This window comes from Sphingomonas sp. (assembly GCF_041661885.1).
Taxonomy (GTDB): Bacteria; Pseudomonadota; Alphaproteobacteria; order Sphingomonadales; family Sphingomonadaceae; genus Sphingomonas.
In genome coordinates, this window is record NZ_JBAZTL010000005.1 from 178,681 (window position 1) to 196,574 (window position 17,894).

A 17,894-nucleotide genomic window follows, 5' to 3' on the forward strand; every position below is an offset into this window, starting at 1 on the left:
GTCTTGCGATGGGCCACCTTGATCCCGCCGCGCACGAGCCGCTTATGCCGCGCGCGCTGCTGCCTTCGCGCGGAGGAGCGGTGCTGGCGGTCATCGCGCTGATCGGTCTGGCGAGCACGGCGGCACAAGGCGCGATGCCGGGTGACGGTTTTTCGAGCGCGATTTGTGGCGGTCGCGGCTTCGTGACGCTTCCCTTCAACCTCCCGGGGCAACTTCCCGGTCCGCGGCGCGAGTGCCCAGCCGGGTGCCATGCAATGTGCAGCCGCAAGACACCGACCGATTTCGAGGCCGATGTCGACGGCGATTGAGCCACAGCGACGCGAAATCAGGATAATTACGTACAGGCGCGACGCTTCATTCCTGTGATAGCGGGCGCATGGGGACGGGCTGCAACCGATGTGGGGACTGTGATGTACGGGACATGGGCCTGTGCGGGTCGGTCGATCTTGACGAACTGTCGGCACTGAGCGCGATTGGGCGGCGGCGTACACTCGCTGTCGGCCAAGTGCTTGCCTGGGCGGGGGATGACAATCTGCTCTGCGCCAATGTCGTGTCGGGCATATTGAAGGTTACGGTGTCGACCGCCAATGGCCGCGAACAGATTGTCGGTTTGGTGTTTGCGGGCGATTTCGTCGGGCAGCTTTTTACGGAAACCTCGTCGATGACGGTGACTGCCCTCGTCGATAGCGACCTGTGCGTCTATCCGCGCGAGCGCTTCGAGCGGGTGTTGACCGAAGTCTCCGCGATGGAGCGCATGTTGCTGCAACGCACGGTCGCATCGTTGAATGATGCGCGGGAGCGGATGCTGACGCTGGGCAAGCGTGGCGCGCAGGAACGGGTCGCGGGTTTCCTGCTCGATCTCGTCGATCGGACTGCGATGGCCGCGCCGGATGGATCGATCAGCATCGATGTACCCGTCAGCCGTGGCGACATGGCGGATTTCCTGGGGCTCACTATCGAAACGGTAAGCCGTCAGATGACGCGCCTGAAAGCCTTGGGCGCCGTTGCGCTCGCGCGCGGCGGTCGCACGATCGTTGTCAAGGAACGCGCCGCACTGGAGGCACTGGCCAATCCCGACTAGGCACCCGGTTGCGGTGCTGGCGTGGGCTGCTGACTCTCAAGCAACAACAGCAACGCGTCTTCAAGCGCGATGACGCGCCGGCAGCCGTCGAAAAAGCAGCGCAACATATACCCGAATTCACCCGGACGCTCGATCGCTCCGCGCGCGGTACTGTCCCAGAAAACCGTCACCACATCCTCTCCATGCACCGCGTCCAGCGCCTGCATATCGACAATTTGCTGGCCCAGATCGGCGAGGACGGAGGTGTTCAATCCGCGTGCGATCCTGGTCAACAACGCGGCGGCGCGCCGAAAGTTGAGCGTGGTTACGCATTCGATCTGGCTGCAGATGCGCCGAACTCTGGCGGGGGCGGGGAGCGCGGGGAGCATGTCGGCGACGCGTTCCAACTCGGCGCAGAGCGCGAGGCGCGCATCGTGATCGTCCTGAAGCGCGACGCGGCACGATGCGGTTTCGCCGGTTTCGACGGCGGGATCGGGCAAGACGCGGTGATCGATCATGAGCGGGCGCACTTCCTCCTGTTGTGGAACCTCGCAGATTCGCAGATGCCGGGATTTGACGGCGATCAAGCGCGGGGTTTGTGGATTTTCGGGTGGCCGGCGGATAGGTTGGTGGCTTCACCTCCAGCCTTGCGAGAATAAAACGCTGTCCAACCCCGGCCTCTCCCCCGAATTGCGCGAGGCCCGACGGTTGCTCGGCATCGATCCGGTCGCCGCCGCGGAATGGGCGCGGCGGGCAGTGGCGGCGGACCCACGATCGTTCGAGGCGCACTTCCTGCTCGGCGCGACACTGCGGCGCAGCGGGGAAATGTCCGGTGCCTGTGCAGTGCTGGAACCGCTTGCGGCGTCGCGACCCGCGGCGTGGGGCGTGCATTATGAATATGGGATGGCGTTGGCGGCGCTCGGCCAATCGGACGCCGCCATCACCGCGCTGGAACGCGCGACCAGTGCCAATCCGCAATCGTCGCTCGCGTGGCACGCGCTGGGCGATCAACGCGCGCTGCGTGGTGACACCGACGCGGCCGTCGCGGCTCAGGCGCGCATTGTGCCGGGTTATGTTGGCGATGCCGCGCTGGCCAATGCCGCCGATGCGCTGTTCGCGCAGGGGGAGGTGCGGGCGCGCGCGGCGTTACAGGCGCGTTTTGGCCTGGATTTGAATGATGTGGCCGCCGTGCGGCTGCTGGCCGATGTCGGGATGCGGCGCGGGCATTTCGCGGCGGTGGAACCCTTGCTGGCAGCGGCGGTGGCGATTGCGCCCGCTTTCGCGCCCGCGCGTTTCAGCCTCGCCCTCACGCTGCACCGGCTCGAGCGCGGAGCGGAGGCGCTCGCTGCAATTGGCCCGGTGGTAGAGGCGTATCCGGGCGTCGCGATGGTGGTCGGCCTGCAAGCGGCGATCCATATGCAGCTTGGCAATGTCGCGCAGGCGGTCGAGGCGTATGAAAGCGTGTTGCGCACAGTGCCGGACGATGGCGAGGTGTGGCACGCTTATGGCCACGCACTCCGCGCAATCGGGCGGCAAGACGCGGCGGTCGCCGCGTATCGCCGCGCCGTTGCCATCGCGCCCGGTTGCGGGGAGGCGTGGTGGAGCCTCGCCAACCTCAAGACGGTACGCTTCGACGCCGGGGACATCGCACAGATGCAGGCCCTGCCCGACGCAGCCAACGCCAACCCCGGCGACCGCGCCTATCTCGATTTCGCGTTGGGCAAGGCGCTGGAGGACGAAGGCCGCTATGCCGAAGCGTTCGAGCATTATGCACGCGGCAATGCGGCACGAAAGCGACTGGAGCCGCACGATGCGGCGGCGCATCACCGCTTCGTTGCGCAATCGATCGCGGCGTTCGATGCGACGCTGTTCGCGCGGGCGGCGGGTTCCGGGTGCGATACGACCGGCCCGATCTTCGTGGTCGGGATGCCACGATCGGGCTCGACGCTGGTCGAACAGATTCTCGCCAGCCACAGCCACGTCGAGGGCGCGTCGGAATTGCCGACGGTGACCGCGTTGGCGCGGGGGCTCGCGGCGGCGAATCCGGGATATCCTGCGTCGATCGCGGACGTGCCGCTTGAGACGTTCGCCGAACTTGGCCGCGCCTATCTCGCGCAAACCGAGGTGTATCGCAGTGGCGACCGACCGATGTTCGTCGATAAATTTCCGGGTAATTTCCTGCACAGCGGTTTGCTTCATCTGATGCTGCCTAACGCCCGCATCATCGATGTGAGGCGTAATCCGGTCGCCTGTTGCTTTTCGATATTCAAGCAGGCCTTCGCACGCGGGCAGGCCTATAGCTACGATCTGGAAGATCTGGCTCGCTATTATCGCGATTATGTTGCGCTGATGGAACATGTCGACGCGGTTTTGCCCGGGCGCGTGCACCGCGTTGTTTATGAAGATATGGTCGAGGATTCCGAGACGGAAATTCGGAATCTGCTCGATTATTGCGGACTTGCTTTCGAACCGCAGTGCCTGCGCTTTTTCGAAACGGGGCGGAATGTACGCACACCCAGTTCCGAACAGGTACGCCAACCAATCTTTCGCGATGCCTTGGACCAGTGGCGCGCGTTCGAACCGTGGCTCGGGCCGTTGATGACCGCTCTCGGCCCCCTTGCCAGAACGGTTGCCGATCGGCCATAATCACAATTTGGGATGCCCCTATCTGATTATTATCCTTCTCGCTTTTCGGGAATCGGGTGAGCCTCTTAAATCGGGGATCAGGTCCAAATTCTCCGCAAGCAAAAGGCATGAAGCCTGATGCGGCAGCGCGAGGATCTGATGGGGCGTTTACGACAAAGGGGGGACTATGACGAAGTTTCACGATCAATCCGGCCCATTGGGCCGTCGCACGCCTTTGCTTGCGATCTTGCTGACATCGGCAGCAAGTCTGGCGGTATTGGCACCGCAAGCTGCTTTTGCGGCGCCAGAACATGCCCCCACGCTACCCGATACGGATGGTGCCGCGACAGATCCGGCCTCCGCGCAAACGCCCCCAAAGGACGAACTCACCGATATCGTCGTCACTGCCAATCGCTCGGGCGCGGAATCGCTGCAAAAGGTGCCGATTGCGGTGTCGGTGGTGAATGTCGACCAGATCACCAAATCGGGTCAGGGCAATCTGTCCGATATCGCCAAGTTCACGCCCTCGCTCGTCATCACCGAGGGCGCGCCGGGCTTCAACAAGTTCAACCTGCGCGGCCTGGCGACGGGCGGTTATGTTACGTCGGACACGTCCGACCGCCCGCTGGTTGCGGTCTATCTCGATGACACACCGATTTCGGTACAGGGGCAAACCCCCGATCTGAAGGTCTATGATCTCGACCGGGTCGAGGTGCTGCGCGGGCCGCAGGGCACCTTATATGGTGCGGGTTCGGTGGCGGGTACGGTGCGTTTCGTCACCGCCAAGCCCGATGCGAAGCGCTTCTTCGGCACGGGCGAGGTCAGCGGATCGACCACCGAGCATGGCGCGGGCAGCTATAATGTGCGCGGCATGATTAACCTGCCGATCATCGCCGACCAGCTCGCGCTGCGCGGGACGATCTTTGTCGGCAATGACGGTGGCTTCATCGACAATATCGGCAGGCGCAATCTCAAAAATGCCAACAGCAACCGCTCCACCCAGGGGCGGGTCGCCGCGCGCTGGACGCCGACCGACAAGCTGACCGTCGATGCAAGCTTCACCTATGAGGATAGCCGCGCCAAGGGGCTGAACACGGGCTTGAGCGGGCTTGCGCCCTATACCTATTCCAGCAATGGCTATGAAGGTACGCGCGACCTGTTCAAACTGTACGCCGGCAGCGTCGATTATGACGCGGGCTTCGCTAATTTGGCGGTGACGGCGGCCTATACCGATCGCAAGATCGGCTTCAATGCGAGCCCGGACCCGCAAATCGCCTTTTATTTCGCCGATTATTACGCGCCTTATACCGGAGCAGGCAAATATCCGCTGTTCCCGGCGGCGAGCAGCTACAGCCAAGCGACCGCCAATTTGATCCCGGCTGAACTGTACACGATCGACCAGAAATTGAATGATTTCATGGCCGAGGCGCGCCTGGTTTCGAAGAATGACGGCCCGGTCAAATGGACGATCGGCGCGTTTTACGAAAAGCAGAACCGCCATCTGGTGCAGGACATTCCGGTCGCGGGCTTCGATACCTTATCCTATCAGAATGCCGCGTTCGGGCCGTTCAATACGCCAAACGGCCTGTATGATTCAAAGCTGGTCGATGGCGCGTTCAGCTCGAACGATATCTTTTCCGGGTTGCAGGATGTTTCCGAACATCAATTCGCGGCTTATGCCGATGGCACCTGGCATGTCACCGACCGGCTCGATCTGACGGCGGGCGTGCGCTATTTCAATTTCAAGGAAAATTACTTCCTGTACGAAGGTGGCGCGTTCGGCGTCATCGTCAGCAGGGACCCGGTTACCGGTCGTACGATCGGCATCACGCAAACCACCCCGCCGGGGCTGGCGTTGAAGGCGAACGGCGCCAATCCGCGCGCGAACATCTCCTACAAATTGAGCGACGCCGTGCTGCTCTATGCCGAAGCGGCCAGGGGCTTCCGCTATGGCGGCGGTAACCAGCCCTTGCCCACCACGCCCAACCCGTTGCCGACCGGCGGTGGCCTGGCCGACCGCTGTACCCGCGACCTCAACTCCTATGGTTATACCCAGGCACCGGCGACCTTCGGCCCCGACAAATTGTGGAGCTATACGATCGGCGAAAAGGCGAAACTGGCGGGTGGCCGGGTCACGCTGAACGCCAGCGCTTTCTATATCGACTGGAGCGACGTGCAGACGCGCCTGCGGCTGAACTGCTCCTATTTCTTCACCGACAACAGGGGCAAGATCGCGAGCAAGGGCGTCGAAATCGAAGCTGCGGTGAAGGCAACGCCGAACATCACGCTGAACGGCAGCTTCTCGTATAACGATTCCAGCGCGCGCGGTGACATTCCGACCGTGGGTGCGTTCGACGGCGACCGCACGCCGTATTCGCCCGAATTTACCGCCTCGGCGGGGGCGTTTTACGATGCGCCGCTCGGCAACGGATCGATCCATCTCCAGGCGACATACAAATATATTTCGGATCAGCAGACCACGTTCAACAACTTCTCGACCAGGCTGGTCGGGGGCGTGTTGACCAGGAACGGTGCAAGCCAGACGTTCGCGATCATCCCTGAAAGTCACAATGCAAGCGCGTCGATCGCCTATGATATCGGGCAATTCGAATTCGGTTTGTTCGGCAACAACATCTTTAACGGCGTGAAAATTCTCGATGTGCAGCGCGCCACTTATTATGCCGCCTATCAGGCTGGGGATCGCGTAACCTATGCACGCCCGCGCACGATTGGCCTGCGGGCGAAGGTGAAATTCTGACCGATTGGGGAGGGCGGTCATCTGCCCTCCCCATCGCCTTCAGTCGCGGTCCTCGCGCGCTTGCCGGATGGATACCGGCGTTACGCGCTTTGAAGCGGGGCTGTCACTGCCGTCCCGAAAGTCCGCACGCGCAGATCGTCTGCGGCATAGCTGCGCACGCTTGTCCAGTAATGATAGGCCGCCCAGAAACCGGTGAGGGACAGCGCCAGCAACGCATAACGCAGCGACGCGGCATTGCCGCCGAGCGGTCCGGTCAACAGGTCGCTGATCCAGCCGACGACGGTGGGCGCGATGATGAGATTGGCGACATTGGCGGTCAGCAGACTGATCGCCATGCCCTGCGCGCGCATCGGCGCCGGCATGAAATTGAGTAACAACGCCATTGTCGGCCCGACATAGAGATAGATGGCCGGCACCACGACCCACAGCAGCGCGGTCGCCACGGCGAGCGAGTGTGTCCAGAAAATCAGAAAAGACGGGATCGTCGATGCCGCAACGATGATGGCGAGCAGCCGCGCGATCCATTTTGGGTCCTGCATCCGCGGGAGTGCGAGAATGGCGCCGGTGGCGATCGTCGCGGCGGTGCCCGCCCAGAAATAAATCGTGCCCAGCCGCGCGCCAGCCTCGGCGGTCGACAGGCCGTAGGCGCGCTCGAAATAGGTTTGCATCCAGAACAGCAAACCCCAGCCCCACAGGCAGATGACCGTACCAGCCGCGTTAATGTGCCACGCCGACCGCTGCGTCCACAGGAAGCGGCAGGTTTCGACAAAGGTCGCAGCGGGGGCGCTGTCTTCGGTGACGAGTTCGAAGCGGCCCCGCACCGGCTCGCGCACGGTCAGCAGGATCAGCAGGCCGAAGATGACGCCGGGCACGCCCAGCGCAATGAAGGCGGCGCGCCAGTTATGGAAATGCTCGACGATCGCACCCGCCAGGCTCGACCCCATCCACGCACCAAGCGGCAGGCCCAGCGCATAGATGGTCAGCGCATAGGCCCGCCTACCGCGCGGGAAATTGTCGGCGATGATCGAAGTTGAGGGCGGGGTGCCGCCGGCCTCCCCAATCCCGACCGCGATCCGCGCCAGCAGGAATTGCAGATAGTTTTGCGTCAGGCCAAGCACGGCGGTCGCCGCCGACCACAGGATCATCGCGCCCGCCACGATATTCCGGCGATTGGCGCGATCGGCAAAGCGCGCGATCGGCAGCCCGACAAAGATGTAGAAGAAGGCAAGCGAAACGCCGGTCAGCCAGGCAACGCCCGAATCGCTGAGGCTGAACTCCTTGCGGATCGGCTCCAGCACGGTCGAGACGACATAGCGATCCGCGATGTTGACCGCATAGACCAGCCCCAGCACCAGGACGACATACCAGCGCGCCGATTCCAGGCGCGGTGTCGTCGATGTCATCATGCTGGCCCCCATTGTGTCCGTTTCCCCGCCGTCAGGTGTCGCCGGGGTTGTTGCGCGCTGCGGGCGGCGGCTCGGTTACCCCGATGGCGCGCGTCCACAGATCGGCCAGAGTAGCGGCGTAACTGCTTGGCAGATAGACCTCACAGGCGATGTCGCTAGTGGGCGCGATCCACACCGGCACATGGTGGATCGTCGTCGCCGCGATCTGGCCGGGGCCGAAAGCGGGATTTTCCGAATCGAACCAGCCGCTCACGCTCAGCAGCGCGCGCCAGCCGGGGCCGGTGAGCGTGGCGCGGATCAGGCCGCCGCCGATGGGGGATAGCGCGCCACAATCGGCAATCTCGGCAGCGATTGCGGGCGCGTGCTGCGCGGCGTCGATCAACCACCAACGCCGCGGTTCGACCTGGATTATCCGTCCGGTTGGGGGATTTGGCGGCACGTCTTCGTCCCACAGGTCGAGCGCGACGACATCGCCCGCTGCCGCCATCGCCAGGGTAACCCGCGCGTCAGTCACGATAGCGTGTCCCTTCGGCATCATAGAAACGCGGGGCCGTCACGGTCACGCGGGCCGTCTGGTTGCGGGTGGGGGAGGTGGCGAGCAGGCTCTCGCCGATCCGGCTTCGTCCTCCGGCGAGCAATGCCAGTGCGATTGCGCCCTCGCCAAGCACGCGGCTTGTGGCGGAGGTGACATGGCCCAGCACCGGCTCTCCGGTTGCGGTGACGAGCATTGCCCCTTCGGGGATCGGCGTATCACTGGTCAGGCCGATGAGCTGCAGGCGATCGGGGGCTGACAAAGCCGGACGGGTCAACCCCGCCGCACCGATGAAGCCCCCGCTCTTGCGCAGCATCCGTTCAAGCTGGAGGTCGTGCGGGGTGGTGCGGCCATCGGCCTCCGCCCCGATCACGATATGGCCCTTTTCGATCCGCAGAAATTCGAGCGCCTCCAGCCCATAGGGCGCACCGCCGCGCGCACGGGTCGCCGTCTCTAATGCATCCCACACCGCGCCCGCATCGCTGGCCACGGCATAAAGTTCGAAGGCGCGTTCGCCGCTATAGCTGGCGGCGAGGATCAGCACCGCCACGCCTGCGATTTCGGTATGAGCCAGCCCCATATGCGCGGGCGGGGCAATGCCGGTCAGCTCCGCCAAAATGTCCTTCGCGCACGGCCCGGCCAGTGCGATTCCCGCGAAATGCTCCTGTTGCGCCACCACCGACACGCGCAAATGCGGGGAGAGCACGCGGTGCGCATAGCTGAGATGCGCCTCCATCCGCTCGGCCCCGCCGGTCGAACTGGTCAGCAGATAGCGGTTTTTCTCCAGCCGCCAGACGGTGCCATCGTCCATCACCATGCCGTCTTCGCGCAGCATGAAGGTGTAGCGCCCGCGCCCGACCGCGAGCTTGGCGATACTGGTCGCGCACACGCTTTCGAGCAACGCTGCCGCATCCGGCCCGACCACCGCGAATTTGGCGAGCGTCGAGATATCGACGATCCCGGCGACGGTGCGCACTGCACATGCTTCGCGCACCGCCGCCTGATGCAGCGTTTCCCCCGCCACCGGATAGGCGCGCGGCCGGTGCCACAGCCCGAGCGGCTGCCAGAGCGGGGCGAGGCGCTGGTGGCGATCATAGAGCGCCAGCCGGCGGCTCGGCGCGGCATGGCCGCCGCCATCGGCCCCGGCCAGCGCGCCCAGCGTCACCGGCGTGAACGGCGCGCGGAAGGTGGTGAGTCCAGCTTGCGGGATGGTGACCCCGGCGACGCTCGCCAGCCGCGCGAGTGCTGCCATATTGCTCGTCTTGCCCTGGTCGGTTGCCATGCCGAGCGTGGTGTAGCGCTTGAGATGCTCGACCGAGCGATAGCCTTCGGTCCAGGCGAGATCGATATCGGCGGCGGTCACGTCATTCTGGAAGTCGATGAAGCTCGTTTTGGGGTTTGGCAGGTTGGCGACCGCAGTGCCGACCGGTGGAAGATCGCCCGCTGCCGCGCCAACGCTCGATACCGCTTGCCGGGATGCGCCGGGCACGAACGCCTGGATTCCCTCGTTCCAGTCAAGCGCGCCGCCTGCCTGGCTGTGGAGATGCACGACAGGGGTGAAGCCGCCCGAAACCGCCAGCAGATCAGCGTCGAAGCGTGTACGCTCGGTCCAGATGTCGGCCTCGACCGAGTGCAAATGATGCCGTCTGCCCGAGGTCGAGATCGGAAAGGCATTGGTGTGGACCGGGTGCGCGGCGGCGCTGGCGATGGCGCTCTTTTCGGCGCGGGAGTCCAAAATAGCGACGACGGTGCCGCCCGCCGCTGTAATCGCGTCGGCAGTGGCATAGGCATCGTCATTGTTGGTGGCGATGACGACGCGCTGGCCCGGCAGCACTTTGAACCGTTCGATATAGCGGCGCACCGCTTGCGACAGCATCACGCCGGGCCGGTCATTCCCGGCAAAGGTCAGCGGGCGCTCGATCGCGCCGGTCGCGAGCATGATGCGGCGCGCGCGAACATGCCATAGCCGTTGTGCAGGCTGACCGGGGGCAGGGGGCTGGCCGGGCTCCACCAAGCGCTGGACGAGCGTGACGAAGCCATGATCCCACACACCCGTTGCGGTGGTGCGCGTCAGCACGCGCGCTTCGTCGATCGCTTCGCTCACTATGCGGTCCTGCTCGACCAGCAGCACGCGCTCGCCTGCTTGCACCCCGGCACGTGCGGCGGCGATTCCGGCGGGGCCGCCACCGACCACCAGCACATCGCAAAAGGCCGAACGGTGTTCGTAAGGGTCGGGGTCGGGCGTGGTCGGCGCTTTGCCCAGCCCGGCGGCGCGACGGATGAAGCGTTCGTACAGCATCCAGCGTGATGGTGGGCCGAAGAAGGTCTTGTAATAGAAGCCCGCCGTCAGGAAGCGCGCGGCGAGCCCGCTGATCGCGCCCAGATCAAAAGCAAGGCTCGGCCAGCGATTTTGGCTGTGCGCGACGAGGCCGTAATAGACATAGACGTCGGTCGCGCGCGTATTGGGTTCGCGCCGTCCGCCTTCGCCAACCGTGACCAGCGCATTGGGCTCCTCCACGCCTGCGCTCAGGATGCCGCGCGGGCGGTGATATTTGAAACTGCGCGCGACGATGCCGATGCCGTTGGCCAGCAGCGCCGCCGCCAGCGTATCGCCGGGGAGCGCGCGCAGCGGAACGCCATCGAAGGTGAAACGCAGCGTCGGCTCCGGGCCGCCGGGCAAGCGCGATGGGCCGCTCATCGATGCAGCGCCGGGTCAAAGGCGGCGACCGATGTGATTTCGTGCGTCTGGCGGTGGCGGCGCAACACCAGCCACTGCCGACAGCCAAAGGCGTGTCGCCACAATTCCTCATCGAAGCCGCGCGGATTGGCGCGCGCATAGAGCCGCCGGACAGTTTCGTCTGCGGGCATATCCAGCGTCACGACCGAATCGAGCGTGCGTTCATAGCTGAACTCGCTCTGCGCGCGCGCTCCGCAAGAGGGGCAATCGATCTGCAGCATCAGCGCAACTGCGGCAGGACGCCGACGCCCGCTTCATCGATGGTCGCGCCCCGCGCAAAGCGGTCGAACGCAAAGGGTGCGGCGAGCGGATGATTATCGCCCGTCGCCAGCAAATGCGCGTAGCACCAACCCGAAGCAGGCGTCGCCTTGAAGCCGCCATAACACCAGCCGCCATTGAGATAGAGCCCGTCGACTGGCAACGCCGACAGGATCGGCGATCCGTCGAAGCTCATATCGGTCGTGCCCGCCCAGCACCGCACCATCCGCAAGCGCGACAGCGCGGGCACAAGCGCGATCGCTTCCGCCGCTGCTTTTTCGATCCTCGGCGGGAAGCCGCGTTGGGCGTAGCTCGGGAAGTGATCGGGGTCGCCGCCCAGCACGATCCCCCCTTTGTCCGACTGGCTGATATAGCAATGCAGCGACTGCGACATGATGACGGTGTCGATCATCGGTTTGACCGGCTCGGTGACGAAGGCCTGCAGCGTGTGCGCTTCGATCGGAAGCTGGAGGCCCGCGAGCGCCGCGACCGGGCCGCTATTACCCGCCACGCAAATGCCGATGCGACCGGCAGCGATGGGCCCCCGCGTCGTCACGACACCGCTCACCCGGCCGCCGGTCATGGCAAATCCGGTGACTTCGCACTTCTGGATCACATCGACGCCCAGCGCATCGGCGGCGCGCGCATAGCCCCAGGCGATGGCATCGTGCCGCGCGGTGCCGCCCCGGCGCTGGATCAAACCGCCGTGAATCGGGAAGCGCGCGTCGGGTGCCATGTCGAGCAGCGGCACCAGTTTTTGCACCTGCGCGCGCGTCAGCAGTTCGGCATCGATCCCGTCGCAGCACAAGGCATCGCCGCGCTGCGCCAGCGCGGTCATATCGCCGTCCGAATGGCCGAGGAACAGCGCGCCACGCGGGGAAAACATGACGTTGAAGTTGAGCGCGTCGCTCATCTCCTCCCACAAATCGAGCGCGAAATCGAACAAATCGTGCAGGGGTTTCTGGCGATAATTGGAGCGCACGATCGTCGTGTTGCGCCCAGTATTGCCGCCGCCGATCCACCCCTTTTCGAGCACCGCGATGTTGCGCAGGCCGTGCACCTTGGCGAGGTAATAGGCCGTGGCCAGGCCATGCCCGCCGCCACCGATGATGACGATGTCATAGGATTTTTTGGGCTCAGGGTCGCGCCACGCCCGCTCCCAGCCGCGCTGCCCGGTTAGGCCCGCCTTGAGCAGCGCCAGTGCCGAATAGCGCTTCATGCCGCCCATCCGCGCTGCTCGCGCCAATCGGGTTCCAGATTTTTGAAGCGGGCGAGGCCGAGCTTGGTGATATCGGCGAAGGAGCAAGTGCCATCGATCACGAGATCGCGCACGGCATGGCCGCTGGCGGGCGACAGGCCGAAGCCGACCCCGGACATGGTGGCCACGGTGACGTTGGCGGGATGGTCGAGCCGGTCGAGAATCGGGCGGCCATCGGGGGTATTCTCGATCACCCCCGCCCAGGAGCGAATGACGTTCAGGTGCGCGGCCTTGGGGAACATGTCCGCGACGCGGCGGGCAAGGTTGCGGATCAGCGGCGAAGTCGGGCGCGCCTTCGGGCCGGCCTCGCCCATGTCGATCCATTCATGCGGGCCACCGCCAAAGGCGAGATTGCCGCGCAGCGTCTGCCGCCCGTACAGGCCGTTGCCATCGACGCCGCCGATCCGCATCAGCGGGGCGGGTTCGGTCACGATCATTTCGGCGCGCGCCGAGGCGAGCGGGAACTCGACGCCAAGGGGGGCAAGCAGCATCCCCGATTGCGGCCCCGCCGCCACGACCAGGGCATCGCAGGCGATCCGCCCGCGCGGTGTATTCACCGCGACGGCCTTGCCGCCCGCAGTCTCGATCGAGCGGGCCGGGCAATGTTGCAGGATGCGCCCGCCGAGGTCCTGCAGCGCCCAGCCATAAGCCTGCACCGTGCGCTGCGGATTGGCATGGCCGCCGAAGCGCAGATGGATGCCGCCAAGGCAGCTTTGGTCGGTCAGCGACACCATTTCCTGCGCCTGCTGGCTGTCCAGATCATCGACGCGGTAGCCCATTGCATTGCACATCCGCCCGACCGCGCGGTAATGGTCAAGCAGGCCCGGATCGCGCTGGATGATGATGCGTTCGCGGCGATATTCGGTCGGGTAGCCGAGCAAATCGTCCATGTGCGGCCACAGCCGTTGCTCCTCGGCGAAGAGCGGGCTCTGATAATGCGAGGCCCCGCCGCCATTGCGGCCCGAGGCCTCCCAGCCGACGATGCCCTTGTCGAGCACCACCACGTCGAACCCGTCGCGCGCCAGCCACCATGCCGCGCTGAGCCCGGTGACCCCCGCGCCAATCACGACGACCGCTGCGCCTCTGGGCAGGTCTGCCTCAGACATGCATATTGCCGCCCAATCCCGCGACATGCTCCGCCTCTTCCGGCGTGCCGATCACGGCATAGGGCGTCCACTGCGTCGGGATGCCGAACCACACGTCCCATCCCGCCGTCATCGTGGCGCTTTCCTGCCAGTCGGCAAGGATGCGTAGCGGCACGGGGCGCACCGGCGCGCGGAAGCTGGCGACGGGCACCGTGGCGATGGACACGCCTTGCTGTTCGGCGAGCAGGCACGCCACCTGATCGCGGCAACGCCGCCCCTGGCACGCGCCCATCCCGGCGCGGGTCAAGCGCTTGATCTGGTCGGGATGGGCGGGCCCGTCGTTGAGCAGCGAAGCGAGCGAGCGCGCCGCCATTGCCTGTGGCCGATCGAGATAGCGGGGCGGCTGCACGCCAAGCACATCGGCGCGGGTGACCTCTTCGCACTGGCAGACGATCGTATCGGGGGTGGCGTGCTGGCCGAGCGCTGTCGCCCAGGCTTGGAGATAGGCAGGGTCGGGCCGGGTTACGGTGGCGGCGTCGCCGATCAGGCTGATGGTTTCGCCGGGGAGTGTGCCTGCCGCATCGAGCAATTCGGTTGCCGGGGTGGCACCGATGGCGAGCACGATCGTGTCGCAGGGGATTTCCAACTCGTTGTCCTTCCCCGGCGCAGGCCGGGGCCCAGTCGCGGAGGTTTCGGTAACGGAGCGTAGCGCTTCCCAATCGCCGTTTCCCGACTGGGCCCCGGCCTTCGCCGGGGAAGGAAGACGGGTTAGGGTGACGCCTTCAACACCATCGATCCCGCCGTGCGTCGCTGCGATGGTGTGCCCGAGCAGGATCGGCACGCCCGCCGCCGCGACTTGCGCCGCCAGCGCGGTCGAACCCTGCACCGCCTCCGCCACCTCGACCAGTGCCGCAACCGCGATCCCGCGCGATAGCGCCAGCAGCGCCGTTTCCAGCGCCAGCGCGCCCGTTCCAAGGATCACCACCCGACGGCTCGCCAACGCGTCATAGCGCGTCAGCAATGCGGCAAAGCCTTGCGCGCCCATCACCCCCGGCTGGTTCCACCCGGCAAAGCCCAACACCAGATCGCGCGCGCCGGTCGCCAGCACCAGCCGCCCGAACCCGACCATCGTCGCGGCTTCGGCATCGGCAATGCCCAGCATCGGCTCGGGCAAGGCGCGCAGTGCAGGACCGTTGAGGTATAACCCCCAGGCACAGGTGCCGAGCCGGACATCGACTCCGGCGGCGAAGGCGGTTTCGAGCGCGGGATTGCTGGCGAACACCTGCTCCAGCATCCGTGCGGGCTGTTGCACCGCCGCTGTCATGCGACCGCCGTAGAAATGGGGGACGTCGCCGCCGATCAGCGCGCCCGGCACCGGATTTTCGTCGATCAGCAACACCGACGCGCCGTCTTCCGCCGCAGCGATGGCCGCCGCCGTGCCTGCGGGGCCTGCGCCCACTACCACCACATCGAAGCGCGCATCGGGCGCGGGCAGCTTGCCGTCGATCGCGTGGAAATCCCGCGCCGTCATACCGCGTCGAGCGCTTGGCTGAGATCGGCCAGCAAATCCTCGACATGCTCGATCCCGACCGACAGCCGCAGCGTGGCATCGGTAATCCCGCCCGCCGCGCGTTCCGCAGGGGTGAGCGCGTAATGCGTCGTGGTCGCCGGATGCGTGATGAGCGTTTCCGATCCACCAAGGCTCACCGCGAAACGCAACAGCGTCAGCCGGTCGAGAAAGCGGAACGCCTCCGCCTCGCCGCCGACGACCGCAAAGGAAAAGGTCGATCCCGCCGCCTTGCATTGGCGATCATAGACCGCGCGCGCCGCGCTGCCTTCGGGAAGGAAGCCGAGATAGAGGATGCTCGCCACCTTGGGATGGTCACGCAGGAATTCGGCGATGCGGCGGGCATTGTCCATTGCGCGCTCGACCCGCACATGCACCGTTTCCATCGATCGCAGTAGCAACCAACTGGTATAGGGGTCGAGATGGCTGCCAAGCGTGGTGCGCAGCAGCCGGAGTGGCGCGACCAACGCCTCACTGCCGCTGACGCCGCCCGCGAGTAAATCGCTATGGCCGCCGCAATATTTGGTCAGGCTGGTCATGCACAAATCGACGCCCAGCGCGATCGGGCGCTGCATCAGCGGCCCGAGCAGGGTGTTGTCGACCACGACCAGCGGGCGTAGCCCGGTGCGCGCGCCAACGGCGTCGGCAATGTCCACGACCAAGGCGATGTCGACGATCGCGGCGGTCGGGTTGGCCGGGGTTTCGATCACGATCAGCTTGAGCGGCCCGTGGCTGAGTGCTTCCTCGACCGCAGCCTCAATGCTGGCGCGGTCGCACCCGTCGGTAAATTCGGCATGGGCGACGCCGAAGGCCGGCATCAGCCCGGTATAGAGCCCGTTGGTGCCGCCATAGATCGGGCGGCTGAACACCACGCTGTCGCCGGGGCGCAAATGCGCGAGCGCGATCGCCGAATGCGTCGCCATGCCGCTGTTGAACACAGCGGCACCTTCGGCCCCGTCGAGTGCCGCCAGCCGCGCCTCGACCATGTCGAGACCGGGATGGCTTAGCCGGGCATAGATATGGCCGGGCCGCCCGACTTCGGGGCCGGTGCCATCAAAATACGCCTCGTGAATGTCCTTCGCTTGCCGCGCCGAGGCATAAGCGAAGGTCGAGGTCATGTAGATTGGCGGCTTGGCGGCATTGGCGGCGCTCGCCGGATCATAACCCGCGCGCACCGCGAGCGTTTCGGGACGCCAGACGGGAGGAGTCTCGTCGCTCATCGTGCCGCGCGATCAAGGTACGCGTGGGCCTTGGTGCAATACCAGTCGACGAAGCGCAGCGTCAGCGATTCCGCATCGGGGCTGTACGGGCCCGGCGTGTACCCCGGCGAATTGACGCCAAGCTGGTTATTTTCGGCCAGCTCCTTGTCCTGCAAATTGGTGCGCGTCCACAGGTCGGTGAGCGAGGCGATGTCATAGTCCACGCCCTCCACCGCATCTTCATGCACCAGCCATTTGGACACGACATGCGTTTCGGTCGGCGACACCGGATAGGCGCTGAAGGCGAAGGTATATTCGGCGGTCGAATGGCAGAAATTGTTGGGCTCGATCGCCCAGCGCAACGAGCCGGTATCGCCGCCGCCAATGTCGCACATCAGCTTCTTGACGGTGAATTGCCCGTCGGTGCTCATCGCGACGGTTCCGTCATTTAGCGGAAAGCGCACCGCTTGCCACCAATCCTCGCCCGCCGGCCCCATCGGCATCGCCAGATCGGCCATGCGCCGTTCGAAACGCTCCGCTGTGTCATCGGCGAAATCGAAATAGGCCGAGGCATTGATCGGGAAGGAGCGCGAGAGTTCGGGGTGGCCGCTCGCGCAATGATAGCATTCGCGGCCATTTTCCATCACCAGCTTCCAATTGGCATATTCGACCAGCGTCGCCTGATGCGCGAGCTTGGCATGGCCAAGGTTGTGCGGCGCGAGCAGTGGCGTCAGGTCGCGCCGCATCGTGGCGATGTCGGGCGGCGTCTCGGCAAGGCACACGAACACGGCCCCGGCAACGCGCTCCAGATGGATCGGCTTCAGGCTGTGCTCGCCCTTGTCGAAGATTTCGGGCATCCGCCCCGCCGCGAGCAGACGCCCGTCCAGACCATAGGTCCAGTTGTGATAGGGGCAGATCAGTCGCGCGACATGGCCCTCGCCGGGCTTGCACAGGATTGATCCGCGATGGCGGCAGCTATTGTGAAAAGCGCGCAGTTCGCCATCGCGACCGTGGACCACCAGTACCGGCCAACGCCCGATCATGAAGGAGAGATAGTCGCCCGGCTGGCGCAATTCCGCTTCGAACCCGACGAACAGCCACGACTGGCCGAAGATCGCCGCCAGATCGAACTCGAACGCTTCCTGGCCGGTATAGAGCGCCTGGGGCAGCGAATGGCCGACCGGACGCGCCTGTAGCAGTGCCGAAATATCCCCGAGGTTCAAAACCGAAATCCTCCCACCTGCCCACCATAGAAGAGTGACATGGCGAGCAACCGATGCTGAAATCGCATTTGCGCATGGCGATATGCCAAAAGCTGTGGGTTCGGTGCGCCGCCGCGCCGCACCGTTGCACCGCCCGAAAAAACACGCTTGGTATCGAAAAACGGCATAGCCACGCGTAAGGCACGC

Annotated in this window: 14 protein-coding genes; 4 read left to right on the forward strand and 10 right to left on the reverse strand. The window is 65.1% G+C overall.

Annotated features, from left to right (window positions below):
* Positions 1–44: 44 nt before the first annotated feature.
* Both WC704_RS11460 and WC704_RS11465 read left to right on the forward strand, forming a co-directional pair.
* Positions 45–308 (forward strand): hypothetical protein, encoded by a 264-nt coding sequence (locus WC704_RS11460; protein WP_372890050.1) that lies wholly within the window; start codon positions 45–47, stop codon positions 306–308.
* Positions 309–421: 113 nt separating this feature from the next.
* Positions 422–1,081, forward strand: coding sequence for a Crp/Fnr family transcriptional regulator (locus WC704_RS11465; RefSeq protein WP_372890051.1), 660 nt, complete (start codon positions 422–424; stop codon positions 1,079–1,081).
* Here the strand turns inward: WC704_RS11465 and WC704_RS11470 are convergent.
* Positions 1,078–1,578, reverse strand: coding sequence for a hypothetical protein (locus WC704_RS11470; protein ID WP_372890052.1), 501 nt, complete (start codon positions 1,576–1,578; stop codon positions 1,078–1,080). The genes WC704_RS11465 and WC704_RS11470 overlap by 4 nt on opposite strands.
* Positions 1,579–1,633: 55 nt before the next feature.
* Here WC704_RS11470 and WC704_RS11475 point away from each other — a divergent pair, with 55 nt between their 5' ends.
* On the forward strand, positions 1,634–3,706 hold the full coding sequence (locus WC704_RS11475; RefSeq protein WP_372890053.1) for a sulfotransferase: 2,073 nt from the start codon (positions 1,634–1,636) through the stop codon (positions 3,704–3,706).
* 166 nt (positions 3,707–3,872) lie between these two features.
* Positions 3,873–6,443 carry a TonB-dependent receptor gene (locus WC704_RS11480; protein ID WP_372890054.1) on the forward strand — a complete coding sequence of 857 codons (2,571 nt, stop codon included), beginning with the start codon at positions 3,873–3,875 and terminating at the stop codon, positions 6,441–6,443.
* An 80-nt stretch (positions 6,444–6,523) separates the two neighbouring features.
* On the opposite strand, the gene WC704_RS11485 is transcribed toward WC704_RS11480, so the two are convergent.
* Genes WC704_RS11485 through WC704_RS11525 form a run of 9 tightly spaced genes read right to left on the reverse strand, consistent with a single transcriptional unit; the run spans position 6,524 to position 17,708 of the window.
* Complete coding sequence (locus tag WC704_RS11485; RefSeq protein WP_372890055.1) at positions 6,524–7,849, reverse strand: spinster family MFS transporter; 1,326 nt, start codon at positions 7,847–7,849, stop codon at positions 6,524–6,526.
* Between the two features lie 31 nt (positions 7,850–7,880).
* The gene (locus tag WC704_RS11490; protein WP_372890056.1) at positions 7,881–8,363 is read right to left on the reverse strand and encodes a sarcosine oxidase subunit gamma; all 483 of its coding nucleotides are present in this window, start codon (positions 8,361–8,363) and stop codon (positions 7,881–7,883) included.
* Positions 8,356–11,079 carry a 2Fe-2S iron-sulfur cluster-binding protein gene (locus tag WC704_RS11495; RefSeq protein WP_372890057.1) on the reverse strand — a complete coding sequence of 908 codons (2,724 nt, stop codon included), beginning with the start codon at positions 11,077–11,079 and terminating at the stop codon, positions 8,356–8,358. Before WC704_RS11495 ends, WC704_RS11490 begins: the two co-directional genes overlap by 8 nt.
* Positions 11,076–11,339: a sarcosine oxidase subunit delta gene (locus WC704_RS11500; protein WP_033965013.1), complete on the reverse strand. Its 264-nt coding sequence runs from the start codon at positions 11,337–11,339 to the stop codon at positions 11,076–11,078. Before WC704_RS11500 ends, WC704_RS11495 begins: the two co-directional genes overlap by 4 nt.
* Positions 11,339–12,595: a sarcosine oxidase subunit beta family protein gene (locus WC704_RS11505; protein ID WP_372890058.1), complete on the reverse strand. Its 1,257-nt coding sequence runs from the start codon at positions 12,593–12,595 to the stop codon at positions 11,339–11,341. The genes WC704_RS11500 and WC704_RS11505 overlap by 1 nt, the downstream gene beginning before the upstream one ends.
* On the reverse strand, positions 12,592–13,740 hold the full coding sequence (locus WC704_RS11510; RefSeq protein WP_372890059.1) for an NAD(P)/FAD-dependent oxidoreductase: 1,149 nt from the start codon (positions 13,738–13,740) through the stop codon (positions 12,592–12,594). The genes WC704_RS11505 and WC704_RS11510 overlap by 4 nt, the downstream gene beginning before the upstream one ends.
* Positions 13,733–15,250, reverse strand: a complete 1,518-nt coding sequence (locus WC704_RS11515) for an FAD-dependent oxidoreductase (RefSeq protein ID WP_372890060.1) — start codon at positions 15,248–15,250, stop codon at positions 13,733–13,735. The genes WC704_RS11510 and WC704_RS11515 overlap by 8 nt, the downstream gene beginning before the upstream one ends.
* Positions 15,247–16,506, reverse strand: coding sequence for a cystathionine gamma-synthase family protein (locus WC704_RS11520; RefSeq protein ID WP_372890061.1), 1,260 nt, complete (start codon positions 16,504–16,506; stop codon positions 15,247–15,249). The genes WC704_RS11515 and WC704_RS11520 overlap by 4 nt, the downstream gene beginning before the upstream one ends.
* Positions 16,503–17,708, reverse strand: coding sequence for an aromatic ring-hydroxylating dioxygenase subunit alpha (locus tag WC704_RS11525; RefSeq protein WP_372890062.1), 1,206 nt, complete (start codon positions 17,706–17,708; stop codon positions 16,503–16,505). The genes WC704_RS11520 and WC704_RS11525 overlap by 4 nt, the downstream gene beginning before the upstream one ends.
* Between the last annotated feature and the right edge of the window lie 186 nt (positions 17,709–17,894).

Excerpts from the sequence above, each read along its gene's own strand:
- WC704_RS11495 (WP_372890057.1), bottom strand. The coding sequence starts at position 11,079 with ATGAGCGGCCCATCGCGCTTGCCCGGCGGCCCGGAGCCGACGCTGCGT.
- WC704_RS11480 (WP_372890054.1), top strand. The coding sequence starts at position 3,873 with ATGACGAAGTTTCACGATCAATCCGGCCCATTGGGCCGTCGCACGCCT.
- WC704_RS11520 (WP_372890061.1), bottom strand. The coding sequence starts at position 16,506 with ATGAGCGACGAGACTCCTCCCGTCTGGCGTCCCGAAACGCTCGCGGTG.
- WC704_RS11500 (WP_033965013.1), bottom strand. The coding sequence starts at position 11,339 with ATGCTGCAGATCGATTGCCCCTCTTGCGGAGCGCGCGCGCAGAGCGAG.
- WC704_RS11515 (WP_372890060.1), bottom strand. The coding sequence starts at position 15,250 with ATGACGGCGCGGGATTTCCACGCGATCGACGGCAAGCTGCCCGCGCCC.
- WC704_RS11485 (WP_372890055.1), bottom strand. The coding sequence starts at position 7,849 with ATGATGACATCGACGACACCGCGCCTGGAATCGGCGCGCTGGTATGTC.
- WC704_RS11460 (WP_372890050.1), top strand. The coding sequence starts at position 45 with ATGCCGCGCGCGCTGCTGCCTTCGCGCGGAGGAGCGGTGCTGGCGGTC.
- WC704_RS11470 (WP_372890052.1), bottom strand. The coding sequence starts at position 1,578 with ATGATCGATCACCGCGTCTTGCCCGATCCCGCCGTCGAAACCGGCGAA.
- WC704_RS11505 (WP_372890058.1), bottom strand. The coding sequence starts at position 12,595 with ATGAAGCGCTATTCGGCACTGGCGCTGCTCAAGGCGGGCCTAACCGGG.
- WC704_RS11465 (WP_372890051.1), top strand. The coding sequence starts at position 422 with ATGGGCCTGTGCGGGTCGGTCGATCTTGACGAACTGTCGGCACTGAGC.
- WC704_RS11510 (WP_372890059.1), bottom strand. The coding sequence starts at position 13,740 with ATGTCTGAGGCAGACCTGCCCAGAGGCGCAGCGGTCGTCGTGATTGGC.